The organism is Mesorhizobium sp. B2-4-18 (assembly GCF_006441385.1).
Taxonomy (GTDB): domain Bacteria; phylum Pseudomonadota; class Alphaproteobacteria; order Rhizobiales; family Rhizobiaceae; genus Mesorhizobium; species Mesorhizobium australicum.
In genome coordinates this window covers 37,181-58,279 of the sequence record NZ_VFUW01000018.1, presented here as the reverse complement: position 1 = coordinate 58,279, position 21,099 = coordinate 37,181, and the positions used below count along the sequence as shown (strand labels likewise).

The window sequence follows — 21,099 nt, the reverse complement described above, 5'->3', positions numbered from 1 at the left end:
AGGGATCGCGATCGGGCTTGACGCCTGGCCATATGTTCTTTAACCAGAAAAAACATCTTTATCTGTGAACTGGCACAGGCCGCACAATCGCGCCTGACTGGCACATGACGCTTTCGCCAGCCGCCGATAAAAGCTTTTTGACCCAAGCAGGCGAGGAACAAAGCATGGCGGAACTGGCGGGCAAGGTCGTTGTCATAACGGCAGCGGCGCAAGGCATCGGCAAGGCGAGCGCGCTGGCCTTCGCCAAGGCAGGCGCTACCGTCCATGCCACCGACATCAACGAGACGCTGCTGGCGGAACTCGCCAAGACATCAGGGATCAAGACCCGCAAGGTCGACGTTCTCAACGACGAGGCGGTCAATGCCGCCTTTGCAGAGATCGGCGCCGTCGACGTGCTGTTCAATTGCGCCGGTTTCGTCCATTCGGGCTCGATCCTGGAGATGAAGGACAGTGATCTCGATTTCGCTTTCAATCTCAACGTGCGCGCCATGATCCGAACCATCCGGGCGGTGCTGCCCGGCATGCTGGAGCGTGGCGACGGGTCGATCATCAACATGGCTTCGCTGGCCAGTTCGACCAAGGGCGTGCCGAACCGCTTCGCCTATGGCGTCACCAAGGCCGCCGTCATCGGGCTGACCAAGGCGGTCGCGGCCGACTATGTCGGCAAGGGCATACGCTGCAACGCCATCTGCCCCGGCACGGTCGAGAGCCCGTCGCTGCAGGACCGCATGCACGCCCAGGGCGATTATGACGCCGCCCGCGCCGCCTTCATCGCCCGCCAGCCAATGGGCCGGCTCGGCACGCCCGAGGAGATCGCCGATCTCGCCGTCTACCTTGCCGGTGCCACCTATACGTCCGGGCAGGCCTATAATATCGACGGCGGCTGGTCGATCTGAGCGCTGCCTTGAGACAACCGGACATCGGATCGCCGGCCGCCAATACAGGCTGTTCGCGCTTGTCGTGAAGCAGGCCGATGGCTAGGGTCCGCCCGGTTCCAGAGACGGCCGCCCCGGCGGAGAGTTTGTAGAACGGCCACGAGGCCGCAATCAGGAGAAGATGCATGAAACTGCTGCGCTATGGCGAGGTGGGAAGCGAACGGCCCGGCCTGCTCGATGCGGATGGAACGATCCGCGATCTCTCCGCCCATGTTGCCGATATTGCCGGCACGACACTTCATCCGGCCTCGCTGGACATGCTTTCGAAGCTCGATGTGAAGTCGCTGCCGGCGGTTTCCGGCAAGCCGCGCCTCGGCGCCTGCGTCGCCGGCACCGGCAAGTTCATTTGCATCGGCCTCAACTATTCCGACCATGCCGCCGAGACCGGGGCCACCGTGCCGCCGGAGCCGATCATCTTCATGAAGGCAAGCTCGGCCATCGTCGGCCCGGACGACGACGTGCTGATCCCGCGCGGCTCCGAGAAGACCGACTGGGAAGTCGAGCTCGGCGTGGTTATCGGCAAAACCGCCAAATATGTCAGCGAAGCCGACGCGCTCGACCATGTCGCCGGCTATTGCGTCTCCCATGACGTGTCCGAACGCGCCTTCCAGGCCGAGCGCCAGGGCCAGTGGACCAAGGGCAAGAGCTGCGACACGTTCGGCCCAACCGGACCGTGGCTGGTGACCAAGGACGAAGTTTCAGACCCGCAGAACCTGAAGATGTGGCTGACGGTCAACGGCAAGACGATGCAGAACGGCTCGACCAAGACCATGGTCTATGGCGTTGCCTATCTCGTTTCCTACCTCAGCCAGTTCATGTCGCTGCACCCCGGCGACATTATTTCGACCGGCACCCCGCCCGGCGTCGGCCTCGGCATGAAGCCGCCGGTGTTCTTGAAGGCAGGCGATGTCGTGGAGTTGGGGATCGAAGGATTGGGGCAGCAGAAGCAGACGTTCAGGGCTGACGTGTAAGCCTGATAAGTTAGCGCCGCCCCTCACCCCTACCCTCTCCCCGTGACGAACGGGGAGAGGGAGCGCCAGCGTTGCGGCCATTCCTTCTCCCCGTCACCATACGGGGAGAAGGTGCCGGCAGGCGAATGAGGGGCAGCGCCGGCCCCTCTCCAGCTATTACTTTATCGTCTTCCCATCAGCGCCAAACCTATAGGTCTTCGCCGCATCGGGCGTCGCATAGAGCGTGGCGCCCGGCTCCGCGTCGTACACGCCGAAAATCCGCACGGTGATCAGGCCGGCCTTCTCGCAATCCAGATAGAGATTGGTGTCGGCGCCGAGATGTTCGGCGTGGACGACCGTGCCCTTCCAGGCGCCGGATTTCGGATCGACGGTCAGGTGCTCCGGCCGCACGCCGATGGTCTTGGCTGTCTCACCGAGCCGGGCGCCGTCGACGAAATTCATCTTCGGCGAGCCGATGAAGCCGGCGACGAACTCGTTTGCCGGCGAATTGTAGAGCTCCATCGGGCCGCCGATCTGTTCGATTTTTCCGGCATTGAGCACCACGATCTTGTCGGCCAGCGTCATCGCCTCGACCTGGTCGTGGGTGACGTAGATCATCGTCGCCTTCAGCCGGCGATGTAGCTGCGCGATCTCCAGCCGCGTGTTGACGCGCAGCGCCGCGTCGAGGTTCGACAGCGGTTCGTCGAACAGGAACAGTTTCGGCTCGCGCACCACGGCGCGGCCGATGGCGACGCGCTGGCGCTGGCCGCCGGAAAGTTCCGCAGGTCGTCTTTCGAGATAGGGCTCCAGCGACAGCATGGACGAGGCGATGCCGATGCGGCGGTCGATTTCCGCCGCCGGCGTGTTCGCCTGTTTGAGGCCGAGGCCCATATTGTTCTTCACCGTCAGATGCGGATAGAGCGCATAGGTCTGAAACACCATGGCGATGCCGCGTTTCGCCGGCGGGGTGACCGAGACATCCTCGCCATCGATCAGCACCCGGCCCGAGGTCGAATCCTCCAGACCGGCGATGACCCGGAGCAATGTCGACTTGCCGCAACCCGAAGGGCCGACAAAGACGACGAACTCGCCATCCGTCACTTCGAGGTCGATGCCCTTCAGCACCTCGACCGGCCCAAAGGCCTTTTTCACGTTCTCGATCTTCAGCGAGCCCACGGCAGTCCTCCAAATTGATGAGTAGGCGCCAAGCGGGCGCCGTAAGGCGCGGACGACGACAGCCTGATCACAGTCGCACCGCCTTTCCGCCGCGCACGCTCTCGTCGGCGGCAAGGCAGACGGCGAGCGACCGCACGGCGTCGTCCATATGTCTGGTGAGATCGATATCCTCGCGGATCGCCTTGAGGACAAATGCCTGTTCGAGATCGCAGAGATCCTGATGGCCGGGTTCGCCTTCCATCGACAACATCTCGTCCGCCTTTAGGAACTTGCCGTCCGTGCCGGTCGCGGCGCTGTGCAGGCGGATGGTCGAGGTCTTGGTGTGGGTGTCGATGTCGTCGGACTTCACGCCCTCCTTCATGACGATCGACACGCAGCCCTTGGGCGAAATCACGTCCTTCACGAAGAAGGCGGTTTCCGAAATCATCGGGCCCCAGCCGGCCTCGTACCAGCCGACCGAACCGTCATCGAACAGCACCTGCAGATGGCCATAATTGTACATGGACGGTGCGACCTCCTCGGTCAGTCGCACGCCCATCCCGCGCACCTCGACCGGCCTGGCATCGGTGATCTGCAGCATGACGTCGAGATAATGCACGCCGCAATCGACGATCGGCGATGTCGTCTGCATCAGCTGCTTGTGCGTCTCCCAGGTATGGCCCGAGGATTGCTGGTTGAGGTTCATGCGGAACACGTAGGGACCGCCGAGCTTGCGCGCTTCGGCGATCAACCGGATCCAGGACGGGTGGTGGCGCAGGATATAGCCGATCACCAGCTTTCGGCCGTTGGCCTTGGCTGCCGCGACGACGCGCCTGGCATCGGCCACCGTCGTTGCCAGCGGCTTTTCGACGAAGACATGGCAGCCGGCCTCGAACGCTTTCACCGCATAGTCGGCATGGCTGTCGGAATAGGTGGCGACGCAGGCGACGTCGGGCTTTTCGTCGCGCAGGGCGTCATCGAACGAACGCCTGATGCCATAGCCGGACAGCCCCCCAGGCAAAGGCACGTCGGAGCGGTTGACCAGCGCGGCGATCTGAAAACCTGGATTGGTGTGATAGGCCAGCGCATGGCTGCGGCCCATATTGCCTAGGCCGGCGACGACAACGCGAAGGGGTTTTTGCGAACTCACTTGACGGCTCCCGACGTGATGCCGCGGATCAGCTGCCGCGAGAAGATGACATAGAGGACCAGCACCGGCAGGATCGCCAGCGACAGTGCCGCCAGGATGGCGTTCCAGTTGGTGACGAACTGGCCGAGGAAAAGCTGGGCGCCGAGCGTCACCGTCTTGGTCTCTTCCGACGGCGCCAGGATCAGCGGGAACCACAGATCGTTCCAGATCGGGATCATGGTGAAGACGGCGACGGTTGCCATCGACGGCCGCACCAGCGGCACGACCAGCCGGAAGAAGATGGTGTATTCCGACAGCCCGTCGATGCGGCCGGCGTTCTTCAGATCGTCGGACACCTGCTTCATGAATTCGGACAGGATGAAGACGGCGAGCGGCAGGCCTTGCGCGGTGTAGACCAGGATCAGCGCCGTCAGCGTGTTGACCAGCCCGCTCGCCACCATCAATTGCAGGATGGCGACGGTGGCGAGGCGGATCGGGATCATGATGCCGAGCGCCAAATAAAGCCCCATCATCGTGTTGCCGCGGAAGCGATATTCCGACAGCGCGAACGCGGCCATGGCGCCGAACAGAAGCACGAAGAACAGCGAGCCGACGGTGACGACGAGACTGTTCTGGAAATAGTGGATGAAGTCGCCCTGGCCGATCACCGTGGTGTAGCCGATCAGGTCGAAGGTCTTTGGCGTCGGCGGCGTCAGCGGCGCGCCGAAGATGCCAGCGCGGGACTTGAACGAATTCATGATGACCAGGATCACCGGAAACAGTGCGATCGCCGTGTAGGTCAACAGGATCGCGTGGGCGCCGATGGTGCGGGGCATTGAACGGGTGGCGATGCTCATCTCCGTCCCCTCAGAACTGGTAGCGACGCAGGCGCGTCTGGATGAGGAAGAGGTAGACGCAGACACCGCCCAGGATGATCAGGAACATGATCGTGGCGATGGTCGCGCCCATGTTGGGATCGCCGACCTGCAGCTGGAAGCCGAAGAAGGCGCGGTAGAGGAAGGTGCCGAGAATATCGGTCGAATAGTTCGGACCGGCGAGAGCCCCTTGAGCGGTGTAGATCAGGTCGAAGGCGTTGAAGTTGCCGACGAAGGTGAGGATCGAGATGATGCCGATCGACGGCAGGATCAGCGGCAGCTTGATCTTCCAGAACTGCGACAGGCCGGTGATGCCATCGCATTCGGCCGCCTCGATCACCTCTTCGGGAATCGACAGCAGCGCGGCATAGATCAGCATCATCGGAATGCCGATGAATTGCCACACCGAGATCAGGCTGAGCGCGGTCAGCGCGTACTGCTCCTTGCCGAGCCAGGGCGTGAACAGGCTTTTCAGGCCGACGAAGTCGAGCAGATGCGGCGCCACGCCCCATAGCGGCGACAGGATCAGCTTCCAGGCAAAGCCGACGATGACGAAGGACAGGATGGTCGGCACGAAGATCGCGGTGCGGTAGAAGGCGGCGAACCGCAGCCTGGGGCTGGAGAGAATTGCCGCCAACAGCACGCCGACCGGGTTCTGCACCAGCATGTGGATGATGAAGAACCAGACATTGTTGCGCAACGCATTCCAGAAATTGACCGACCAGTTGGGATCGCCGAACAGGGTGCGGAAATTGTCCAGGCCGACGAAGATCTGGGACTGGTCGACATTGCGGAACAGCGAGAGCTGCAGCGTGCCGGCGAGCGGCAGGATCATGATCGCCGTATAGACGAGCACCGCCGGCGCCAGGAAGACGGCGATATGCCAGCGGAATGGTCTTTTGGGTCGTGTTTGTGCGGCCATGAGTTCGGTCCCCGCCGTCTCTCGGTTCCAGACGATGTGATGCTAGATGATGCCTCGATGCATGGCCCAACCTTGCCCGGTGCGGCAAGACAAAGGCCTGCGACTGATCAGCCAGCCTTCCCCAACAATAGCAAGGGTAAGGCCGTGAGGCAGAGCCGACAATCGCGATATGAAAACAGGATAATCCGGAACCGGCCGGGCATGCGCCCAGCCGGCTCCGTTGCCTGAGCTCTTACTTGGCCGGCTTATACCAGCTGTCGAGACCGGTCTGCAGCTTCTTGGCCGCGGCTTCGGGCGTATCGGTGCCGTTGATGACGTTGGCCGATTCAACCCAGGTCTCGTTTTCGAGGTTCGGCGTGCCGCGCGACAGGATCTGGTAGGTCGAGCGGATCGTCGACTTGCACTTGCCGCGCCAGGAGACGAATTCCTGCGCCAGCGGGTCTTCCATCTTCACCGGCGAGGAGTTCAGGCTGAAGAAGCCCGGCAGCGCGTTGGCGTAGATGGTGGCGAAATCAGGCGAGGCCACCCAGGACAGGAAGGTCTTGGCCGCGTCCGCGTGCTTGGAGGCTGCGTTCAGGCCCATGCCGATATCGGTATGGTCGGAGATGTAGCAGGTGTCGCCGGCCTTCTCGACCGGCGGCGGGAAGGCGCCCATCTTGAACTGGGCCTGGGTGTTGAACAGGCCGATTTCCCACGAGCCGGCCGGGTAGATGGCGGCGCGGCCGAGCGTGAACAGGTTCTGGCTGTCCGGATAGGTCTGGGCCTCGAAGCCGTCGCCCAGGTAAGGCTTCCACTTGGCCAGTTCCTCATACGGCGCGACCCAGTCCTTGTCGGTCAGCTTCTGATCGCCCTTGATCAGCGCCTTGCGGCCGTCCTCGCCCTTCCAGTAGTTGGGGCCGATGTTCTGGTAGCCCATGGTCGCGGCTTCCCAGAGGTCCTTGGTGCCCATCGCCATCGGGATATAGGTGCCGTCGGCCTTGATCTTGTCGAGCGCGGCGAAGAACTCGTCACGGGTCTGGGGCACCTTTATGCCGAGCTTGTCGAAGGCGTCCTTGTTGTAGATGAAGCCGTGGATGACGGATGCCATCGGCACGCAGAAGCTCGCCTTGCCGTCATCGGTCTGCCAGGCGGACTTGGCGACCGGCGAGAAGTTTTCCATGCCGGGCAGCGCCGAGAGGTCGGCAAGGTTGCCCTTCTTGAACAGTTCGAGCGACTTGTCGAACGGGCGGCAGGTGATCAGGTCGCCCGCCGAACCGGCGGCGAGCTTGGCGCCGAGGGCGGCGTCATATTCGGTCGGGGCCGATGGGGCGAACACCACCTTGATGCCGGGGTTCTTGGCTTCGAAGGCCGGGATCAGCTTATCCTTCCAGATGGCAAGGTCGTCGCCGCGCCAGCTTTCGATGTTGAGCGTTACGTCCTCGGCGTGAGCCAATCCGGCCGAGCCGAGAATGCTGGTGCCCAGAAGCAGTGCCGTCAGTAGTTTCGTTGTCATGCTCAGTCTCCCTGTTGACCTTTTTCAGGTTCGGTTTTGATGAGAACCTAGGCTTTGGAGCCCTTGTTCCCCTCGCAAGCCCGTTTCACCCCGATGGGAATCGGGAATGAAACTGGCCTATTTCTTTGTTCGAGCATGATCTTTTCCGAAAAGCGGTTTTCACTTCTCGGGATCATGCCCCAGCACGGAAAGGGCTGGCCGCAGCTTCTGGCCTGTCCGTTCCAGTATCTTGCGCGCCGCATCGGCGCTGTCGGCGCCGGCGGCGAGCAGAATGGCTGTCTTGACCGCGCCGCCGCTCTTTTCGAGCAGGCTGGCGGCCTCTTCCTGGCCGCGGCCGCTGACGGCGGCGACGATGCGCGCCGCCCGGTCGCGCAGCTTCATGTTATCGGCCATGAGGTTGACCATGTAACCGTCATGGACATGGCCAAGATGAACGGCGGTCAGCGTCGACAGCATGTTGAGCGCGATCTTCTGCGCCGTTCCGGCGCCCATGCGGGTCGAGCCGGCGATCACTTCCGGCGGTGTCTCGAGCAGGATGGCGGTGTCGGCCTGCTGGAGCAGAGCCGAACCCCTGTTGTTGGCGATGCCGATGGTGGCGGCTCCCCGGCGCCGCGCCTCCTCGATGGCGCCCACCGCATAGGGCGTCGTGCCGCTGGCGGAGAGGGCGATCAGGCAATCGCCCACGCCGACACCCGCATTGGCAACCGCCGTCGTGGCCTCCTCGGCGTCGTCCTCGGGCCCGCCGGCCAGTGTCCTCAAGGCGTCGTCGCCGCCGGCGATCAGGATGGCGATGCGGTCGCGCTGGATGCCGAACGTGCCCGGCAATTCCAGCGCATCGGCCAGCGCCATCAGGCCGGAGCTGCCGGCCGCGGCATAGGCAAGCTTGCCGCCGCCGCTCAGGCGGCCGGCAATGATCTCGGCTGCCCTGGCGATGGAGGGAATGGCGTTGCGGACCGCTTTGGCGGCCTCGACCTGCGCATCGGCCAGCGAAGCAAGGATGACTTCGGGAGCCTGGATATCCAGCCCCTCGGCATTCCCATGCAGCGCTTCGGTGCGCGTTTCGGCCATCCCAGTTCCTCCGATCCACAAAACAATACCAAAAAAATACCACTTGTCCACATGCATTAACGAATTCGCAGTCAGGAAATCGCTAAGCCGACGAATTGCGAAAGCTTTTCAATAAAATACGGCTTAATCTTTTGAAACGGAAATTAACTCTTGGCTATTGGTATTTTATTGGTATTATCCTGCCGGAGGAGAAATCGCGTGAAATTCGTGCTCGGTATCGATGGCGGCGGCACCAGCTGCAGGGCCGCACTGGCAACGGCGGACGGCGCTGTTGTCGGCCGCGCCAAAAGCGGCGCCGCCAACATCCGCACCGATCTCACCGGCGCCCGCTCGAACATCGTCGATGCGGCGCGGCAGGCTTTCATCGCCGCCGGGCAAGATCCGGACCTGATCCCGCAAACACCCGCCATCCTCGGCCTTGCCGGCGCCAATGTCGGCACTTACCGGCAGCAGCTCGAGGCGATCCTGCCGTTCAGCACCAGCCGCGTGGAGACCGATGCGGAGATCGCGCTCGAAGGCGCGGTCGGTTCCGGTGACGGCGCGATGGCGATCCTGGGCACCGGCACCGCCTATATGGCGCGCAGGGATGGCAAATCGCGCGCCATCGGCGGCTGGGGATTCCAGGTCGGCGACCAGGGCAGCGGCGCCCGCATCGGCCGCGACCTGCTGGAGCAGACCCTGCTCGCGCATGATGGCGTGCGCCAGGCCTCGCCGCTGACCGACAGCATGATGGCCGTTTTCCGCAACAATCCCGAGGACGTCGTCGAGTTCACCACCAACGCCAAGCCCGGCGATTTTGGCGGCTTCGCGCCGAAAGTGTTCGAGCACGCGCAAAAAGGCGACATTGTCGCCAACTGGATCCTCGACAAGGCGGTCGCCGATGTCGAGGCCTCGCTTGGCGCGCTCGACCTCGCCGCCGGAGCACCGCTCTGCCTGCTCGGCGGGCTGGCGCCGCTCTATGCGCCGCGCCTGTCGGCGCGCTACCGCGCCCTGCTGAAGGAACCGCTCGACGATGCGCTAGGCGGTGCCGTGCAGATGGCGGCACGCCTTTTCGCTGGGCGCGCGGAGGCTGCGCGATGAGCGATGCCGCCGACCAGATCTTCGCCACGCTCAAACAATCCTCGCAAAGCGGCGCGCCGCTTTACCTGCAGCTCAGGAAAAGCATCGAGGACGCCGTCAATCGCGGCCTGATCGGCCCGGGCGACGCGCTGCCTTCCGAGCGCGACATCGCCACCAAGGCCGACATTTCGCGCGTCACCGTGCGCAAGGCGGTGCAAGACCTGGTCAAGGGCGGCATATTGGTGCAGCGCCATGGCTCGGGCACCTTCGTGGCGCCGCGCATGGAGCGCGTCGAGCAGTCGCTGTCGCGGCTGACCTCCTTCACCGAAGACATGGCGCGGCGCGGCATGGCGGTGCGCTCGGCCTGGCTCGACCGCGGCCTCTACGCGCCCTCGCCCGACGAGATGATGGTGCTTGGCCTGTCGTCGAGCGAACTGGTGGCGCGCGTGGCGCGCCTGCGCATCGCCAACGACACGCCGCTGGCGATCGAACGCGCTTCGCTATCGGCCAGCGTGCTGCCGGACCCGGCTGGAATTGGCTCCTCGCTCTACGCGGCGCTGGAATTGACCGGCAACAGGCCGGTGCGCGCGGTGCAGCGCATCTCCGCCGCCAATCTCGGCGAGGGCGATGCGCGCCTGCTCGAAGTGCCGCCGGGCATTGCCGGCCTGCATATCGAGCGTATTTCCTACCTGGCGAGCGGCAAGGTGATCGAGTTCACCCGCTCCATTTACCGGGGCGACGCCTATGATTTCGTCGCCGAACTGCGGCTGACAGGGCCGAGTGAAGAGGGCCGATCATGATTGCCAACACCACGCATATGCAGCGCGAGATCGAGGAGATCCCGCAAGCCGTCGCCCGCCTGCTCGACGGCTCCGGTGCCGTGCTGGCCGAAGCAGGGCGCGGCATCAAGGAGCGCGACCCGCATTTCGTCGTCACCGTGGCGCGAGGCTCGTCCGATCATGCCGCCACCTTCATGAAATATGCCGTCGAATTGACCGCGGGCCTTGCCGTCGCCTCGGTCGGACCGTCGATCGCCTCGATCTATGGTCGCAAGCTCCGGCTTGACGGCTCGGCCTGCCTGGCGATCTCGCAGTCGGGCAAGAGCCCCGACATCGTCGCGATGGCCGAAACCGCACGGGCCGGCGGCGCGCTGACCATTGCCGTCACCAACACCGCCGATTCGCCGCTCGCGCGCGCCTCGGACTATGCGATAGACATACTCGCCGGGCCGGAACGCAGCGTCGCGGCAACCAAGACCTTCATCAATTCCGCCGTTGCCGGTCTTGCCCTCATGGCGCATTCGACCGGGGACGACGCGCTTCTCGCGGCCCTGGCCCGCCTGCCCGAGCATTTCGGCAAGGCGATCGCCTGCGACTGGATGAGCGTGCTGGCCGAGACGATCGAGAAGCAGAAGTCGCTGTTCATTCTCGGCCGCGGTCCGTCGGCGGCGATGGCAAACGAGGCGGCGCTGAAGTTCAAGGAGACCTGCGGCATGCATGCCGAGGCTTATAGCGCGGCCGAAGTCATGCATGGCCCGCTGGCGCTGATCGGCCCCGACTTTCCGGTGCTGGCGCTGGCCGCTCGCGACGCGTCCGAGCCCTCGGTCGCCGAAGCCGCCGACAGCCTGGCGGCCAAGGGCGCGCCGGTTTTCGTCACTTCGGCGCTCGCCAATCGCGCCACGCGCCTGCCGCATGTCGCCACCGGTCACCCGCTGACCGATCCGCTGACGCTGATCGTTTCCTTCTACATGTTCGTCGAGGCCTTTGCCCGCCATCGCGGCCTCGATCCGGACGCGCCGCGCAACCTTCGCAAGGTGACGGAGACCGTATGAGCGACCGTTTTGCCCTGACCGGCGCCCGCATCTTCGACGGCGACGACTGGCATGAAGGCGCGGCCCTTGTTGTGCGCGACGGCCTCGTCGAGGCCATGCTGCCGCAAGGCGCGCTGCCCCGGGATATCCGTGCCGTCGACACCGGCGGCGGCATGCTGGTGCCGGGCTTCGTCGACATCCAGGTCAATGGCGGCGGCGGTGTGATGCTCAACGATCATCCCGATGTCGCCTCGATCGAAACCATCTGCCGCGCGCATGCGCCATTCGGCACGACGGCGCTGCTGCCGACGCTGATCACCGACACGCCCGCAATCACGGCCGCCGCGATTGCCGCCGGCGAAGCGGCAGCGCTGCAAAAAGTGCCGGGTTTCCTCGGCCTGCACCTGGAAGGTCCGCATCTGTCGATTGCCCGCAAGGGTGCGCATGATCCGGCGCTGATCCGGCCGATGACGGACGCCGACCAGGCCATGCTGATCGCGGCGCGCCAGAAGCTGCCGGTGCTGCTCACCACGATCGCGCCGGAATCCGTCGATCCTGCCCGCGTCAAGGCCTTGGCCAAGGCCGGGATCATCGTCAGCCTCGGCCATTCCGACACGGGCCATGCCACGGCTAAAGCCTTCGCCGAGGCCGGCGCCAGCGTGGTCACCCACCTGTTCAACGCGATGAGCCAGATCGGCAACCGCGAGCCCGGGCTGGCGGGCGCCGCCATCGACATCGGCACCTTGTCGGCGGGGCTGATCGCCGACGGTATCCATGTCCACCCCGCCACGATCAGGATCGCGCTCGACGCCAAGCAGGGACCGGGCAGGATCGTGCTGGTTACCGACGCGATGGCGACGATCGGCACCGAGATGAGTTCGTTCACGCTCAACGGCCGCACCATCTACCGCAGGGATGGCAGCCTCAGGCTTGCCGACGGGACGCTGGCCGGTGCCGACCTCGACATGATCTCGGCCATCCGGTTCATGCACCGCACTGTCGGGCTCGAGCTTTCCGAAGTCTTGCGCATGGCCTCGCTCTACCCGGCCCAGGCGATCGGCCAGTCGCACCGGCTTGGCCGCTTCGCCAATGGCACGGCGGCGGACATCGTTGCGCTGTCGGACAATCTTGACATAGGAAGCGTCTGGATCGGCGGCGACAAGGTGTTCGAGGCTGCCGCTCCGCGCTGAGAGCGAGGCCATGCAGACAATCGATTGTGTCGTCGCCGGAGCAGGCGTCGTCGGGCTTGCCGTCGCCAGGGCACTTGCCTTGTCGGGCCGCGAGGTGGTGGTGATCGAAAAGGCCGACGCGATCGGCACCGTCACCAGCTCGCGCAATTCCGAAGTCATCCATGCCGGGCTCTATTATGCGCCCGGCAGCCTGAAGGCCCGGCTGTGCGTCGAAGGGCGCCGGCAGCTCTATGCTTACTGCGCCGAACACACTGTCGGCCATCGCCGCGCCGGCAAGCTGATCGTCGCCAGCGAACCCGGCCAGACGGACGGGCTGCGGGCGATCGAGGCCAATGCGAAACGCAGTGGGGTCGACGATCTCGCGCTTTTGACACGCGCCGAGGCCGAAAACCTGGAGCCGGCGCTGAGATGCGCCGGCGCGCTGCTGTCGCCATCGACGGGCATTATCGACAGCCACGCGCTGATGCTTTCGCTGCGCGGTGACGCTGAAGCCGCAGGCGCGTCCTTCGCTTTCCTCACCTGCGTTGCCGGGGCGGCGATCGAAGCCGATGGGATCCGGATCGACACGCGCGACGCCAATGGCGAGACCTTTGCCGTGGAGGCCAGCGCTTTCGTCAATGCAGCCGGCCTCGATGCGCAGGCCGTGGCCAGTCGGATCGAGGGTTTCCCAAGGGATCTCGTCCCCCGGCAGTGGCTGGCGCGCGGCAATTATTTCGCGCTTCCGGGGCGGTCGCCGTTTTCGCGGCTGATCTATCCGGTTCCAGTCGAAGGGGGCCTCGGCGTCCACCTGACGCTCGACCTCGCCGGCAATGCGCGCTTTGGCCCCGACGTCGAATGGATCGACGGCGTGGATTACACCGTCGACCCTGGCCGAAGCGCCGTCTTCTACGAGGCGATCCGCCGCTATTGGCCCGACCTGGCCAATGGCGCGCTGCAGCCGGCCTATGCCGGCATCCGGCCGAAGCTTTCGGGCCCCGGACAGCCAGCGGCGGACTTCGTGATTCAGGGACCGGCCGATCATGGCGCGGGCCGGATCGTCAATCTATTCGGCATCGAGAGCCCCGGCCTGACGGCGAGCCTGGCCATCGCCGACCATGTCGCCGAACTGTTGTACCCGACCTGAGCCAGCGTTCGCGCGCCGGAGCGCGACATCTGCTTAGCCGGCTTTATTTGAGATATAGAGATCCTTGTAGCTGTCGCGCAAAAGGTTCTTCTGCACCTTGCCCATCGTGTTGCGCGGCAGGTCGTCGACGAAGATCACCCGTTTGGGATGCTTGTACTTCGCCATGCGGCCGGTGATGGCGTCGAGAATTTCGGCCGCGCTGATCCGCGACGCGGGCGAGCGCACGACGACCGCAGTGACGCCTTCGCCGAAGTCCGGATGGGCAAGGCCGATGACGGCGCTTTCCAGGACGCCGTCGAGCGCATCGATCTCGCTTTCGAGTTCCTTCGGATAGACGTTGTAGCCGCCTGAGATGATCAGGTCCTTGCCGCGACCGACAATGTGGACATAGCCGTCGGCGTCGATCATGCCGAGGTCGCCGGTGATGAAGAAGCCGTCGGCGCGGAATTCCGCCTTGGTCTTTTCCGGCATGCGCCAGTAGCCGCCGAACACGTTCGGACCCTTGACCTCGATCATGCCGACCTCGCCCTGGGCGAGCGGCTTGCCGGAATCGGGATCGGCGATGCGCAGTGACACGCCGGGCAAGGGAAAGCCGACCGTGCCGGCGCGCCGCTCGCCCTCATAGGGGTTGGAGGTGTTCATGTTGGTCTCGGTCATGCCATAGCGCTCGAGGATGGCGTGGCCGGTGCGCTCACGCCATGCCTTGTGCGTTTCGGCCAGCAGCGGCGCCGAACCAGACACGAACAGCCGGATGTTTTTCGCCGCCTCGCGATCCAGCCCGTCCTGCTGCAGCAGCCTGGTGTAGAAGGTCGGCACGCCCATCAGCGCGGTGGCGCGCGGCAGCAGCGAGACGATGCGGCCCGCGTCGAATTTCTGCTCGAACAGCATCGAGGCGCCGGCCATCAGGGTGACGTTTGTGGCGACGAACAGGCCGTGCGTGTGGAAAATCGGCAGTGCGTGGATCAGCACGTCATCCCTGGTGAAACGCCATTGCTCGACCAGCACCCGTGCGTTCGAGGCGAGATTCTCGTGGCTGAGCATGGCGCCTTTCGAACGGCCGGTCGTTCCCGACGTGTAGAGGATCGCCGCAAGGTCGTCCGCGCCGCGCTCCACATCGTGGAACTCGGAAGACTGACGCGATGCCTGGTCCGCGAGGGATCCCTGGCCACCGCGGTCCAGTGTGACCACGACGGCACCGGACGGCTCGACCATCCCACGGATGTCCGCCGACCGTGCCGGATCGCAGACGATCACCCGAGGTGCGGCATCCCCAAAGAAATAGCCGAGCTCGGCCAGCGTATAGGCGGTGTTGAGCGGCAGGAAGACGGCGCCGGCGCGCAAGCAGGCGAGATAAAGCAAAACCATCTCCGGGCTCTTCTCGACCTGCACGGCAACCCGGTCGCCGGGCGCGACATCCATTTGCAGGAGCGCATGCGCAAGCTGCGCCGACCGTGCCAGCATGTCGCCATAGGTGAGCGAGCGTCCATCATCGGTTTCCATCAACAGACGCCCAGGCGCCGGCATCCGGGACCGGAACGCATCGAACAGATGATTGCTCATGAAATCTTCCCAGGTGACGCCGGCCGCGATCTCGGGCGGCACGCGACGAAGAGTTCGCGTTTCCCAGCCCTGCCGTCAAGGCCGCAGCCGGCTGCCCGGCGTCCACCGAAAAGGTCCGAGGGATGGGACGGCAGAGGGCGCCGACCAAACAGCCGTCAACGCTGGGCGCGCTTACCCGGACCGGCGGGTGCCTCGCCTTGCCTGAAGCGTTCCATGCACATGGCGGCGGTCAGCTGGTAGTGATCGATCAGGGCCTGGACGGCACCATCCGCATTGCCGTCCAGCGCATTTTCAGCAATCAGCCGGTGTTCGGCGAAATCGTCGCGCTGGATGCTCTCCCCGTCATTGGCCATTTGCCTGTAGCGGTAGGCGTGATCGGAAAGCTGGTCGCAGAAACCAACCAGCCAGTGCGACCGGCACGCCGAGATCAGCACCCGATGGAAAGTGCGATGCACTTTCTCCCACTCCGGATTGAGCGACGAGCTACTTTGCGGTGAAAGCCGTGAGGCCCGCCCCAGGCGATGCAGCGCCAGCACCAATTGTTCTTCCCATTCGGCGGTGCGGTGGGCAATGGATTCGCGCAGCGCCCGCTCCTCGAGCCAGCAGCGCGTGCGCGTCAGTTCCTCGAGTTCCGTCGCGCTGACCGGCATGATGAAAAAGCCACGCTGGTCATGGCGGCCAAGGAGACCTTCGGAGGCAAGGCGATTGAGGGCTTCGCGAACAGGGGAGGCACCGGCGCCATACTTGGAAACGACCCACTCGACGCGCAGCTTGCTTTCGGCTTCCAGAGCGCCGCCCAGAAGATCATCACGCAATTGATGATAGACCGTGCTGGCAAGCGTGCTCTTGGCTCCCGTGCCGTCGTCGTTCAGATTGGCAGCTCCGTATGTCAAAAGCGACTCCTTGTCCCCTTACTGTCGTCTTGGGCAATTCGAGTCCGAAATTCTTTCTCCGTACTTGTATCATATAGCGCGACGCTTCCGGCACTCAAGCAGAAGATCGCGCAATTGTACTTTAGACCAATGGAATATACCCGATCCGCGGAGCCGATCGCGAGAATTCGAATATTTCTACAACCAGCAGAAGTTTAACGTGTTTTGTATGCACGCAGGATGATCTGTTTCTTGTGCCCCCATGCGAGCATCTTTTCTGTCGCGCGCAAAGACAGCGGGCGACGGCCCGAATCAGATCGCCGCGCGGCCTGATTCGGATGTGCGGCAGACCATGCCCTTCCGACGATGCCGATCCGTATCAATTGGCGCCGGATGACCGCGCTGTGTCAGCCGGCGGCCTTGTCGGCCGCCGCCCTGATCGCTTCGATATTGGCGCGGTAGGCCTCGACGCTGCCACCCCTGAAGATGGCAGCACCGGCCACCAGCACGTCGGCGCCGGCAGCGGTGACCAAGGGGGCGGTTTCCGGCGAGACGCCTCCATCGATCTCGATGCGGATCGGCCGGTCACCGATCAGCGCCTTGATCCTTCTCACCTTGTCGACCATCGCCGGGATGAAGGCCTGCCCGCCGAAACCCGGATTGACGGTCATGATGAGGATCAGGTCGAGCCGGTCGAGCACATATTCGATCGCCGTTTCCGGCGTCGCCGGATTGAGCGAGACGCCCGCCTTCTTGCCGAGGTTCCTGATTGTCTGCAGCGAGCGGTCGAGATGCGGCCCGGCCTCGGCATGCACCGTCATGCCGTCGCAACCGGCTTCGGCGAAGGCGGCGAGGTAGGGATCGGCGGGCGCGATCATCAGGTGGCAGTCGAAAAAGGCCTTGGTGCGATTGCGGATCGCCTTGATGACAGGCGGGCCGAAGGTGATGTTTGGCACGAAATGCCCATCCATCACGTCGAGATGGATCCAGTCGGCACCGGCCGCCGCCACCGCCTCGACCTCGTCACCGAGCTTCGAGAAATCCGATGCCAGCACCGACGGTGCGATCAAGGTTTTTTTGCTCATCTCGCGGCCTTTCCGGGCACCCTTTTGATACGATCGCTGCGTACCGACTGCCTAAAGCGCTCCCGGGGACTTGTCGAGGGCGCCAGTACAGCGGTTCCACAGGCAGGGGTGACGTCGCGGCGTTCCCGATCCTGTCGCCGCCAACCTCCGCCTGCCTGGATCACGAAGAAAAACCCGCCGGATTGCTCCAGCGGGTTTTCGTCCGGCGTCGCGCAGGTGCTTACTGCTGCTGGAGCTTCAGCACCCTGTTTGGCACCGGGTCCTGCTGCTGGTCGATCGGCTGCCTGCGCCGCGGCAGCAATTGCAGCAACTGGCCCGGATCGATTTCCAGCGATGGCTGCCCGCGCATCGGCCGGCAGTTCGGATACCTCCCGACCATGCCTTCCGGACAGTGCCGCGTGAAGATCGGCTGGCACTGGCCGTTGACCATCTGCGAGCCCGGCGCGCATTCGCTCTCTTGCCTGGGCTTGCGGCATGCGCCGTCGATCACCTCGGTCCCACGCGGACAGACGCATTCGCCGCGCTTGTTGTGGACCTGGCCGCGTATGTCGCACTGCTCCAACCGCGGCTGCTTGCGCCGGCAGGCATTGCCTTGCACCTCGGTACCCCTCGGACAAACGCAATTGCCGTCGGAGTCATGGACCTGGCCACGGATGGTGCACTGGTCAGGCTTCGGCCTGATCGGCCGGCAGGCCCGGTCTCGCACCTCGGTGCCTTGCGGGCAGACACAGTCCCCGTCCGCATTGTGGACCTGACCACGGATGGTGCACTGCTCGGGCTTGTCGGTCCCGACGCATTTTCCGTTCTGCAGCTCCGTGCCGCGCGGGCAGACGCAACGTCCGTCCTCGGTACGGATCTGGCCTTCGAGCAGCACGCAGCGCGGCGGCGGTGGCTGCGGCAGAAGGTTGGTGCCGCCGCCGGTGCATTGCCCGTTGCGGAAGGTGGTGCCTTCCGGGCAGACGCAGCGGCCGGCATCGTTCATGACGAAGCCCGGCGAGCACTGGTTCTTCACCTCATGCGTGATGATGAAGGGATGGCACGCATAGGCCTTGCCGCGATCGCCCTGCACGTTGGTCGCGTCGTTGGACAGCACGTCGCCGCCGCCCTGCACCCGTGTGTCGGGAGAGAGCACGCCAACGCAGTTCCGGCCGTTGACGTTACCCTGCAGGTTGGCAAGACGCCCATCGTCGGGGATGACCACGGTCACACGGTGCGAGCGGCTTTCGCCGGCGCCGAGCGTCAGGTTGGCGATGCAGGAGGCCGGCAAGGTCGTCGGTTCCGGCGAACAGCCGAAGGGCGGCTCGATCGAAGTGATCGCGACGCCTTCCAGCCGGCCAAGCCCATCGACGCCGATCGCATCGCCGATGCGGACCGGGCCCGAGAAGGGGCTCGTTCCGTCATTGGTGATGGTAATGTCGAACGAGCAGGGCTGGCCCAGCCTGCATTCGCGGTCGCCGGTCTTCTCGACACGAATGGTCGAGGAGCCGCCGCCCTTGGCGCAGGCCTGGCCGATCGGGTAGACGACGTCGTCGCCCTGCGCCGGCCCATAGGAGCCCCGCGCGCAGTTCTCGAATTCGCCATTGGCCGAAACCGTCACGTCGAAGTGCCTGGAGGTTCCGGGCGTCATGACGGCGCCTGGTATCTGGCACGACAACGCATTGGCCGGAACCGGTCCGCATGCCCATTCCGCGCCGTCAGGGGTTACGGTCTGGATCTGGACAGGCGCTCCGCCCGACACCAGCGTGGCGGCATCGTTGACCCGCACCGGACCGGTGGGGGCAGCCGTGCCGACATTGGCGACGGTGATGCGGCAGGACACCAGCGCCGCGCCGGCCAGCGAACCGTTGCACACCTTGGTGATGCGCAAGGCCGGCTGGCCGCTGTTGGGACGGCGGATGCGTTCCTTGGCGCAGGCCTTGTTGTTGGTGAGATCGACCTCACCGGGGATGGCCTTCACCTCGGCGCAGTTCTCGACCGTGTCGGACCGGTAGCCGGCCGGCATGACCGCCTTGACGAAGACCGGCGTCGAGGCGCCCGCGGGCAGCGAGATGCCGGCATTGTCGCAGCGGAACTGGCCGGGGCCGTTAGGACCGCATGTCCAGGGCGGGCTCGGCCCGAAGGTGGAGGACGCCGGCGCGCCGCCGGGGTAGTTGTCGATCACCGTCAGCGGCCCATTGTAGGTCGATGTGCCGTTGTTGATGATGTCGATGATGAAGGTGCAGACACCGTCGGCGGTGCAGATTTCGGTGCGGGCACGCTTCTTGAGGATCAGGTCGACCTTCTTCTCGACCGGCGGCTGGCAATCCGGATTGCGGTCGCCGCGCCGGCAGATCGGGATCGACGCGCAGCCCCGGTCATTGGCCTGGCTGCCGAACAGCGGCTTGCCGCTGGCGCCGTAATTGTAGGTGGCGCAGTTGCGCAGCACGCTGCCTTGCCAGCCTCCGGCCGGCTTGAAGCCGAGCTTGAGGTCGACAAAGGCTCCCGGAGCGAGCGTGGTCACCGGGTAGGTGCACGTCATCGGGGTGGTTCCCGGCGCGCAGACCCAGGGCGGATTGGGCCCTGAACTCAGCGTCGAGCCGGCCGGCAGCGTCACCTCGTCGAGCACGATCTTACCGTTGTAAGGCGCTGTGCCGACATTGGTGACCCGGATGGTGAAGTCGCAGCCGCCGCCCATCGTGCAGCGTGTGACGTCGGCATGCTTTTCGACCTTGAGGTCCGGTTCCTTATCCCTGGGTGGGCACCTCTGGTCACGCGGGATGACGATGTCGATGGTTTGCGTGCAGCACAGGCCCCAGCCCTCCTTCGGTCCGGCATAGGTCTCGATACCGGTGACGATGAGGTGGATGACGTCGCCGGGTGACGCGCCGACGATCTTCCAGTTGAGCACGCCGCCGCCCGCCGGCACCTTCTGGGTGTCGGGGATGATGCTGATGCCTGGCGAGGTCGTCGACACCTGCACCCATTTGCCGCCCATCTCCGGGCCGACAGGCATGTGATAGATGAAGGCACCACCGCCGGGCACGCAGTCGACCGTGCCGCGTTCGACCTTGAAACACTCATGGTCGGTTGGAGGTGGAGGTTGCTTGTCGCATTTGGTGAGGTCGATCCGGATCGAGGTCTTTTCCCCGGTCGCGATGTTGCCGTCGTCCGGCTTGCCCGGATCCTGCGACGGGATGATGGTGCCCGCGCCGGTGCCGCCGGTGACCTTGATCGTGCCCTGGTTGTCGACGTTGACCGGCGCTGGAAACGCGGCGTGGTCGATCTTGGCGGTGATGCGGAAGGTGATGACGCGTTCGTTCAGTGCGCCCGAGCCATCGAGATCGCTGGCGGAAATCCGGAAATCGGAAACCGTTGCCGTGTCGTTGGGGCCGGCCGAATTGCTTACGACAGCGCCCGGCAAGGCCCCACCCGATGCATCGGTGCCGTCGCCGGAGACTGTCACATTGACGATCGAAAGACCGTGCGGAAGCTGGTCCTTGAAGTCGAGCTTGGCTTTCTTCAGCGCCGCCTCGAGGGCAGGATTGGCAAAGCCTTGCGGATTGCCGCGCAGTCCGAAGGTCAAGGTATAGAAGACATAGTCGCAACTGCGCTGGCCACCGGTCTTGGTGAAGAACGGCACGACACGTCCGGGTTCCGGGTTGATGATGCGCGGATTGTCGAGCTGCAGCGGCTGCACATCCTGGCTGGTGACAGCCTGGACGGCCTGGGCGGCGGATGCCGGCAGTGCGGGCGCAAGGGCGACCGCGATCCCGGCCGCCATCAGCCAGCGCGCGCCGCGCCTGGCGAGTGACAGGGGTTTCATGATCGTCTCCATGACGGTTTTTGGGGATTTGGCCGCGAGCGGGGATGGGGCAAGACTGTTCATCTTTGCCTC

Annotated in this window: 17 protein-coding genes; 7 read left to right on the top strand and 10 right to left on the bottom strand. The window is 64.6% G+C overall.

The window, feature by feature from the left end:
- Positions 1 to 164: 164 nt before the first annotated feature.
- Together FJ527_RS28575 and FJ527_RS28570 are read left to right on the top strand one after the other, a co-directional pair.
- Positions 165 to 896: an SDR family oxidoreductase gene (locus FJ527_RS28575; protein ID WP_140824635.1), complete on the top strand. Its 732-nt coding sequence runs from the start codon at positions 165 to 167 to the stop codon at positions 894 to 896.
- A gap of 164 nt (positions 897 to 1,060) precedes the next feature.
- On the top strand, positions 1,061 to 1,906 hold the full coding sequence (locus FJ527_RS28570; protein ID WP_140824634.1) for a fumarylacetoacetate hydrolase family protein: 846 nt from the start codon (positions 1,061 to 1,063) through the stop codon (positions 1,904 to 1,906).
- A gap of 156 nt (positions 1,907 to 2,062) precedes the next feature.
- On the opposite strand, the gene FJ527_RS28565 is transcribed toward FJ527_RS28570, so the two are convergent.
- From FJ527_RS28565 to FJ527_RS28540, 6 genes are all read right to left on the bottom strand, one after another.
- A complete protein-coding gene (locus tag FJ527_RS28565) occupies positions 2,063 to 3,061 on the bottom strand; it encodes an ABC transporter ATP-binding protein (RefSeq protein ID WP_140824633.1) in 999 nt (332 codons plus the stop codon).
- Between the two features lie 67 nt (positions 3,062 to 3,128).
- On the bottom strand, positions 3,129 to 4,190 hold the full coding sequence (locus FJ527_RS28560; protein ID WP_015314649.1) for a Gfo/Idh/MocA family oxidoreductase: 1,062 nt from the start codon (positions 4,188 to 4,190) through the stop codon (positions 3,129 to 3,131).
- Positions 4,187 to 5,026 carry a carbohydrate ABC transporter permease gene (locus tag FJ527_RS28555; RefSeq protein ID WP_015314650.1) on the bottom strand — a complete coding sequence of 280 codons (840 nt, stop codon included), beginning with the start codon at positions 5,024 to 5,026 and terminating at the stop codon, positions 4,187 to 4,189. Before FJ527_RS28555 ends, FJ527_RS28560 begins: the two co-directional genes overlap by 4 nt.
- A 10-nt stretch (positions 5,027 to 5,036) precedes the next feature.
- Positions 5,037 to 5,966 carry a sugar ABC transporter permease gene (locus FJ527_RS28550; RefSeq protein ID WP_015314651.1) on the bottom strand — a complete coding sequence of 310 codons (930 nt, stop codon included), beginning with the start codon at positions 5,964 to 5,966 and terminating at the stop codon, positions 5,037 to 5,039.
- Positions 5,967 to 6,198: 232 nt separating this feature from the next.
- The gene (locus FJ527_RS28545; RefSeq protein WP_015314652.1) at positions 6,199 to 7,458 is read right to left on the bottom strand and encodes an ABC transporter substrate-binding protein; all 1,260 of its coding nucleotides are present in this window, start codon (positions 7,456 to 7,458) and stop codon (positions 6,199 to 6,201) included.
- A gap of 159 nt (positions 7,459 to 7,617) precedes the next feature.
- On the bottom strand, positions 7,618 to 8,526 hold the full coding sequence (locus FJ527_RS28540; RefSeq protein ID WP_140792345.1) for an N-acetylmuramic acid 6-phosphate etherase: 909 nt from the start codon (positions 8,524 to 8,526) through the stop codon (positions 7,618 to 7,620).
- A gap of 198 nt (positions 8,527 to 8,724) precedes the next feature.
- Here FJ527_RS28540 and FJ527_RS28535 point away from each other — a divergent pair, with 198 nt between their 5' ends.
- From FJ527_RS28535 to FJ527_RS28515, 5 genes are read left to right on the top strand one after another with little or no spacing between them, the layout of a single operon-like run.
- A complete protein-coding gene (locus FJ527_RS28535; RefSeq protein ID WP_140711933.1) occupies positions 8,725 to 9,606 on the top strand; it encodes an N-acetylglucosamine kinase in 882 nt (293 codons plus the stop codon).
- Positions 9,603 to 10,385, top strand: coding sequence for a GntR family transcriptional regulator (locus tag FJ527_RS28530; RefSeq protein ID WP_140619779.1), 783 nt, complete (start codon positions 9,603 to 9,605; stop codon positions 10,383 to 10,385). The genes FJ527_RS28535 and FJ527_RS28530 overlap by 4 nt, the downstream gene beginning before the upstream one ends.
- The gene (locus FJ527_RS28525) at positions 10,382 to 11,416 is read left to right on the top strand and encodes an SIS domain-containing protein (protein ID WP_140719424.1); all 1,035 of its coding nucleotides are present in this window, start codon (positions 10,382 to 10,384) and stop codon (positions 11,414 to 11,416) included. Before FJ527_RS28530 ends, FJ527_RS28525 begins: the two co-directional genes overlap by 4 nt.
- On the top strand, positions 11,413 to 12,585 hold the full coding sequence (gene nagA / locus FJ527_RS28520) for an N-acetylglucosamine-6-phosphate deacetylase (RefSeq protein WP_140824632.1): 1,173 nt from the start codon (positions 11,413 to 11,415) through the stop codon (positions 12,583 to 12,585). The genes FJ527_RS28525 and nagA overlap by 4 nt, the downstream gene beginning before the upstream one ends.
- A 10-nt stretch (positions 12,586 to 12,595) precedes the next feature.
- Positions 12,596 to 13,708 carry an NAD(P)/FAD-dependent oxidoreductase gene (locus FJ527_RS28515; protein ID WP_140824631.1) on the top strand — a complete coding sequence of 371 codons (1,113 nt, stop codon included), beginning with the start codon at positions 12,596 to 12,598 and terminating at the stop codon, positions 13,706 to 13,708.
- 33 nt (positions 13,709 to 13,741) lie between these two features.
- Here the strand turns inward: FJ527_RS28515 and FJ527_RS28510 are convergent, their stop codons facing one another.
- The 4 genes from FJ527_RS28510 to FJ527_RS28495 all read right to left on the bottom strand — a co-directional run bounded on the left by FJ527_RS28510 (position 13,742) and on the right by FJ527_RS28495 (position 21,090).
- A complete protein-coding gene (locus FJ527_RS28510; RefSeq protein ID WP_140824630.1) occupies positions 13,742 to 15,268 on the bottom strand; it encodes a malonyl-CoA synthase in 1,527 nt (508 codons plus the stop codon).
- Positions 15,269 to 15,423: 155 nt separating this feature from the next.
- On the bottom strand, positions 15,424 to 16,161 hold the full coding sequence (locus FJ527_RS28505; protein WP_140824629.1) for a GntR family transcriptional regulator: 738 nt from the start codon (positions 16,159 to 16,161) through the stop codon (positions 15,424 to 15,426).
- 386 nt (positions 16,162 to 16,547) lie between these two features.
- Positions 16,548 to 17,225, bottom strand: coding sequence for a ribulose-phosphate 3-epimerase (gene rpe, locus FJ527_RS28500; protein ID WP_015314661.1), 678 nt, complete (start codon positions 17,223 to 17,225; stop codon positions 16,548 to 16,550).
- Positions 17,226 to 17,445: 220 nt separating this feature from the next.
- Positions 17,446 to 21,090 (bottom strand): hypothetical protein, encoded by a 3,645-nt coding sequence (locus tag FJ527_RS28495; RefSeq protein WP_140824628.1) that lies wholly within the window; start codon positions 21,088 to 21,090, stop codon positions 17,446 to 17,448.
- Between the last annotated feature and the right edge of the window lie 9 nt (positions 21,091 to 21,099).

Coding starts and splice junctions, on each gene's coding strand:
- FJ527_RS28575 (WP_140824635.1), top strand. CDS start 165: ATGGCGGAACTGGCGGGCAAGGTCGTTGTCATAACGGCAGCGGCGCAA.
- FJ527_RS28570 (WP_140824634.1), top strand. CDS start 1,061: ATGAAACTGCTGCGCTATGGCGAGGTGGGAAGCGAACGGCCCGGCCTG.
- FJ527_RS28555 (WP_015314650.1), bottom strand. CDS start 5,026: ATGAGCATCGCCACCCGTTCAATGCCCCGCACCATCGGCGCCCACGCG.
- FJ527_RS28550 (WP_015314651.1), bottom strand. CDS start 5,966: ATGGCCGCACAAACACGACCCAAAAGACCATTCCGCTGGCATATCGCC.
- FJ527_RS28545 (WP_015314652.1), bottom strand. CDS start 7,458: ATGACAACGAAACTACTGACGGCACTGCTTCTGGGCACCAGCATTCTC.
- FJ527_RS28540 (WP_140792345.1), bottom strand. CDS start 8,526: ATGGCCGAAACGCGCACCGAAGCGCTGCATGGGAATGCCGAGGGGCTG.
- FJ527_RS28530 (WP_140619779.1), top strand. CDS start 9,603: ATGAGCGATGCCGCCGACCAGATCTTCGCCACGCTCAAACAATCCTCG.
- FJ527_RS28525 (WP_140719424.1), top strand. CDS start 10,382: ATGATTGCCAACACCACGCATATGCAGCGCGAGATCGAGGAGATCCCG.
- nagA (WP_140824632.1), top strand. CDS start 11,413: ATGAGCGACCGTTTTGCCCTGACCGGCGCCCGCATCTTCGACGGCGAC.
- FJ527_RS28515 (WP_140824631.1), top strand. CDS start 12,596: ATGCAGACAATCGATTGTGTCGTCGCCGGAGCAGGCGTCGTCGGGCTT.
- FJ527_RS28510 (WP_140824630.1), bottom strand. CDS start 15,268: ATGAGCAATCATCTGTTCGATGCGTTCCGGTCCCGGATGCCGGCGCCT.
- rpe (WP_015314661.1), bottom strand. CDS start 17,225: ATGAGCAAAAAAACCTTGATCGCACCGTCGGTGCTGGCATCGGATTTC.
- FJ527_RS28495 (WP_140824628.1), bottom strand. CDS start 21,090: ATGAACAGTCTTGCCCCATCCCCGCTCGCGGCCAAATCCCCAAAAACC.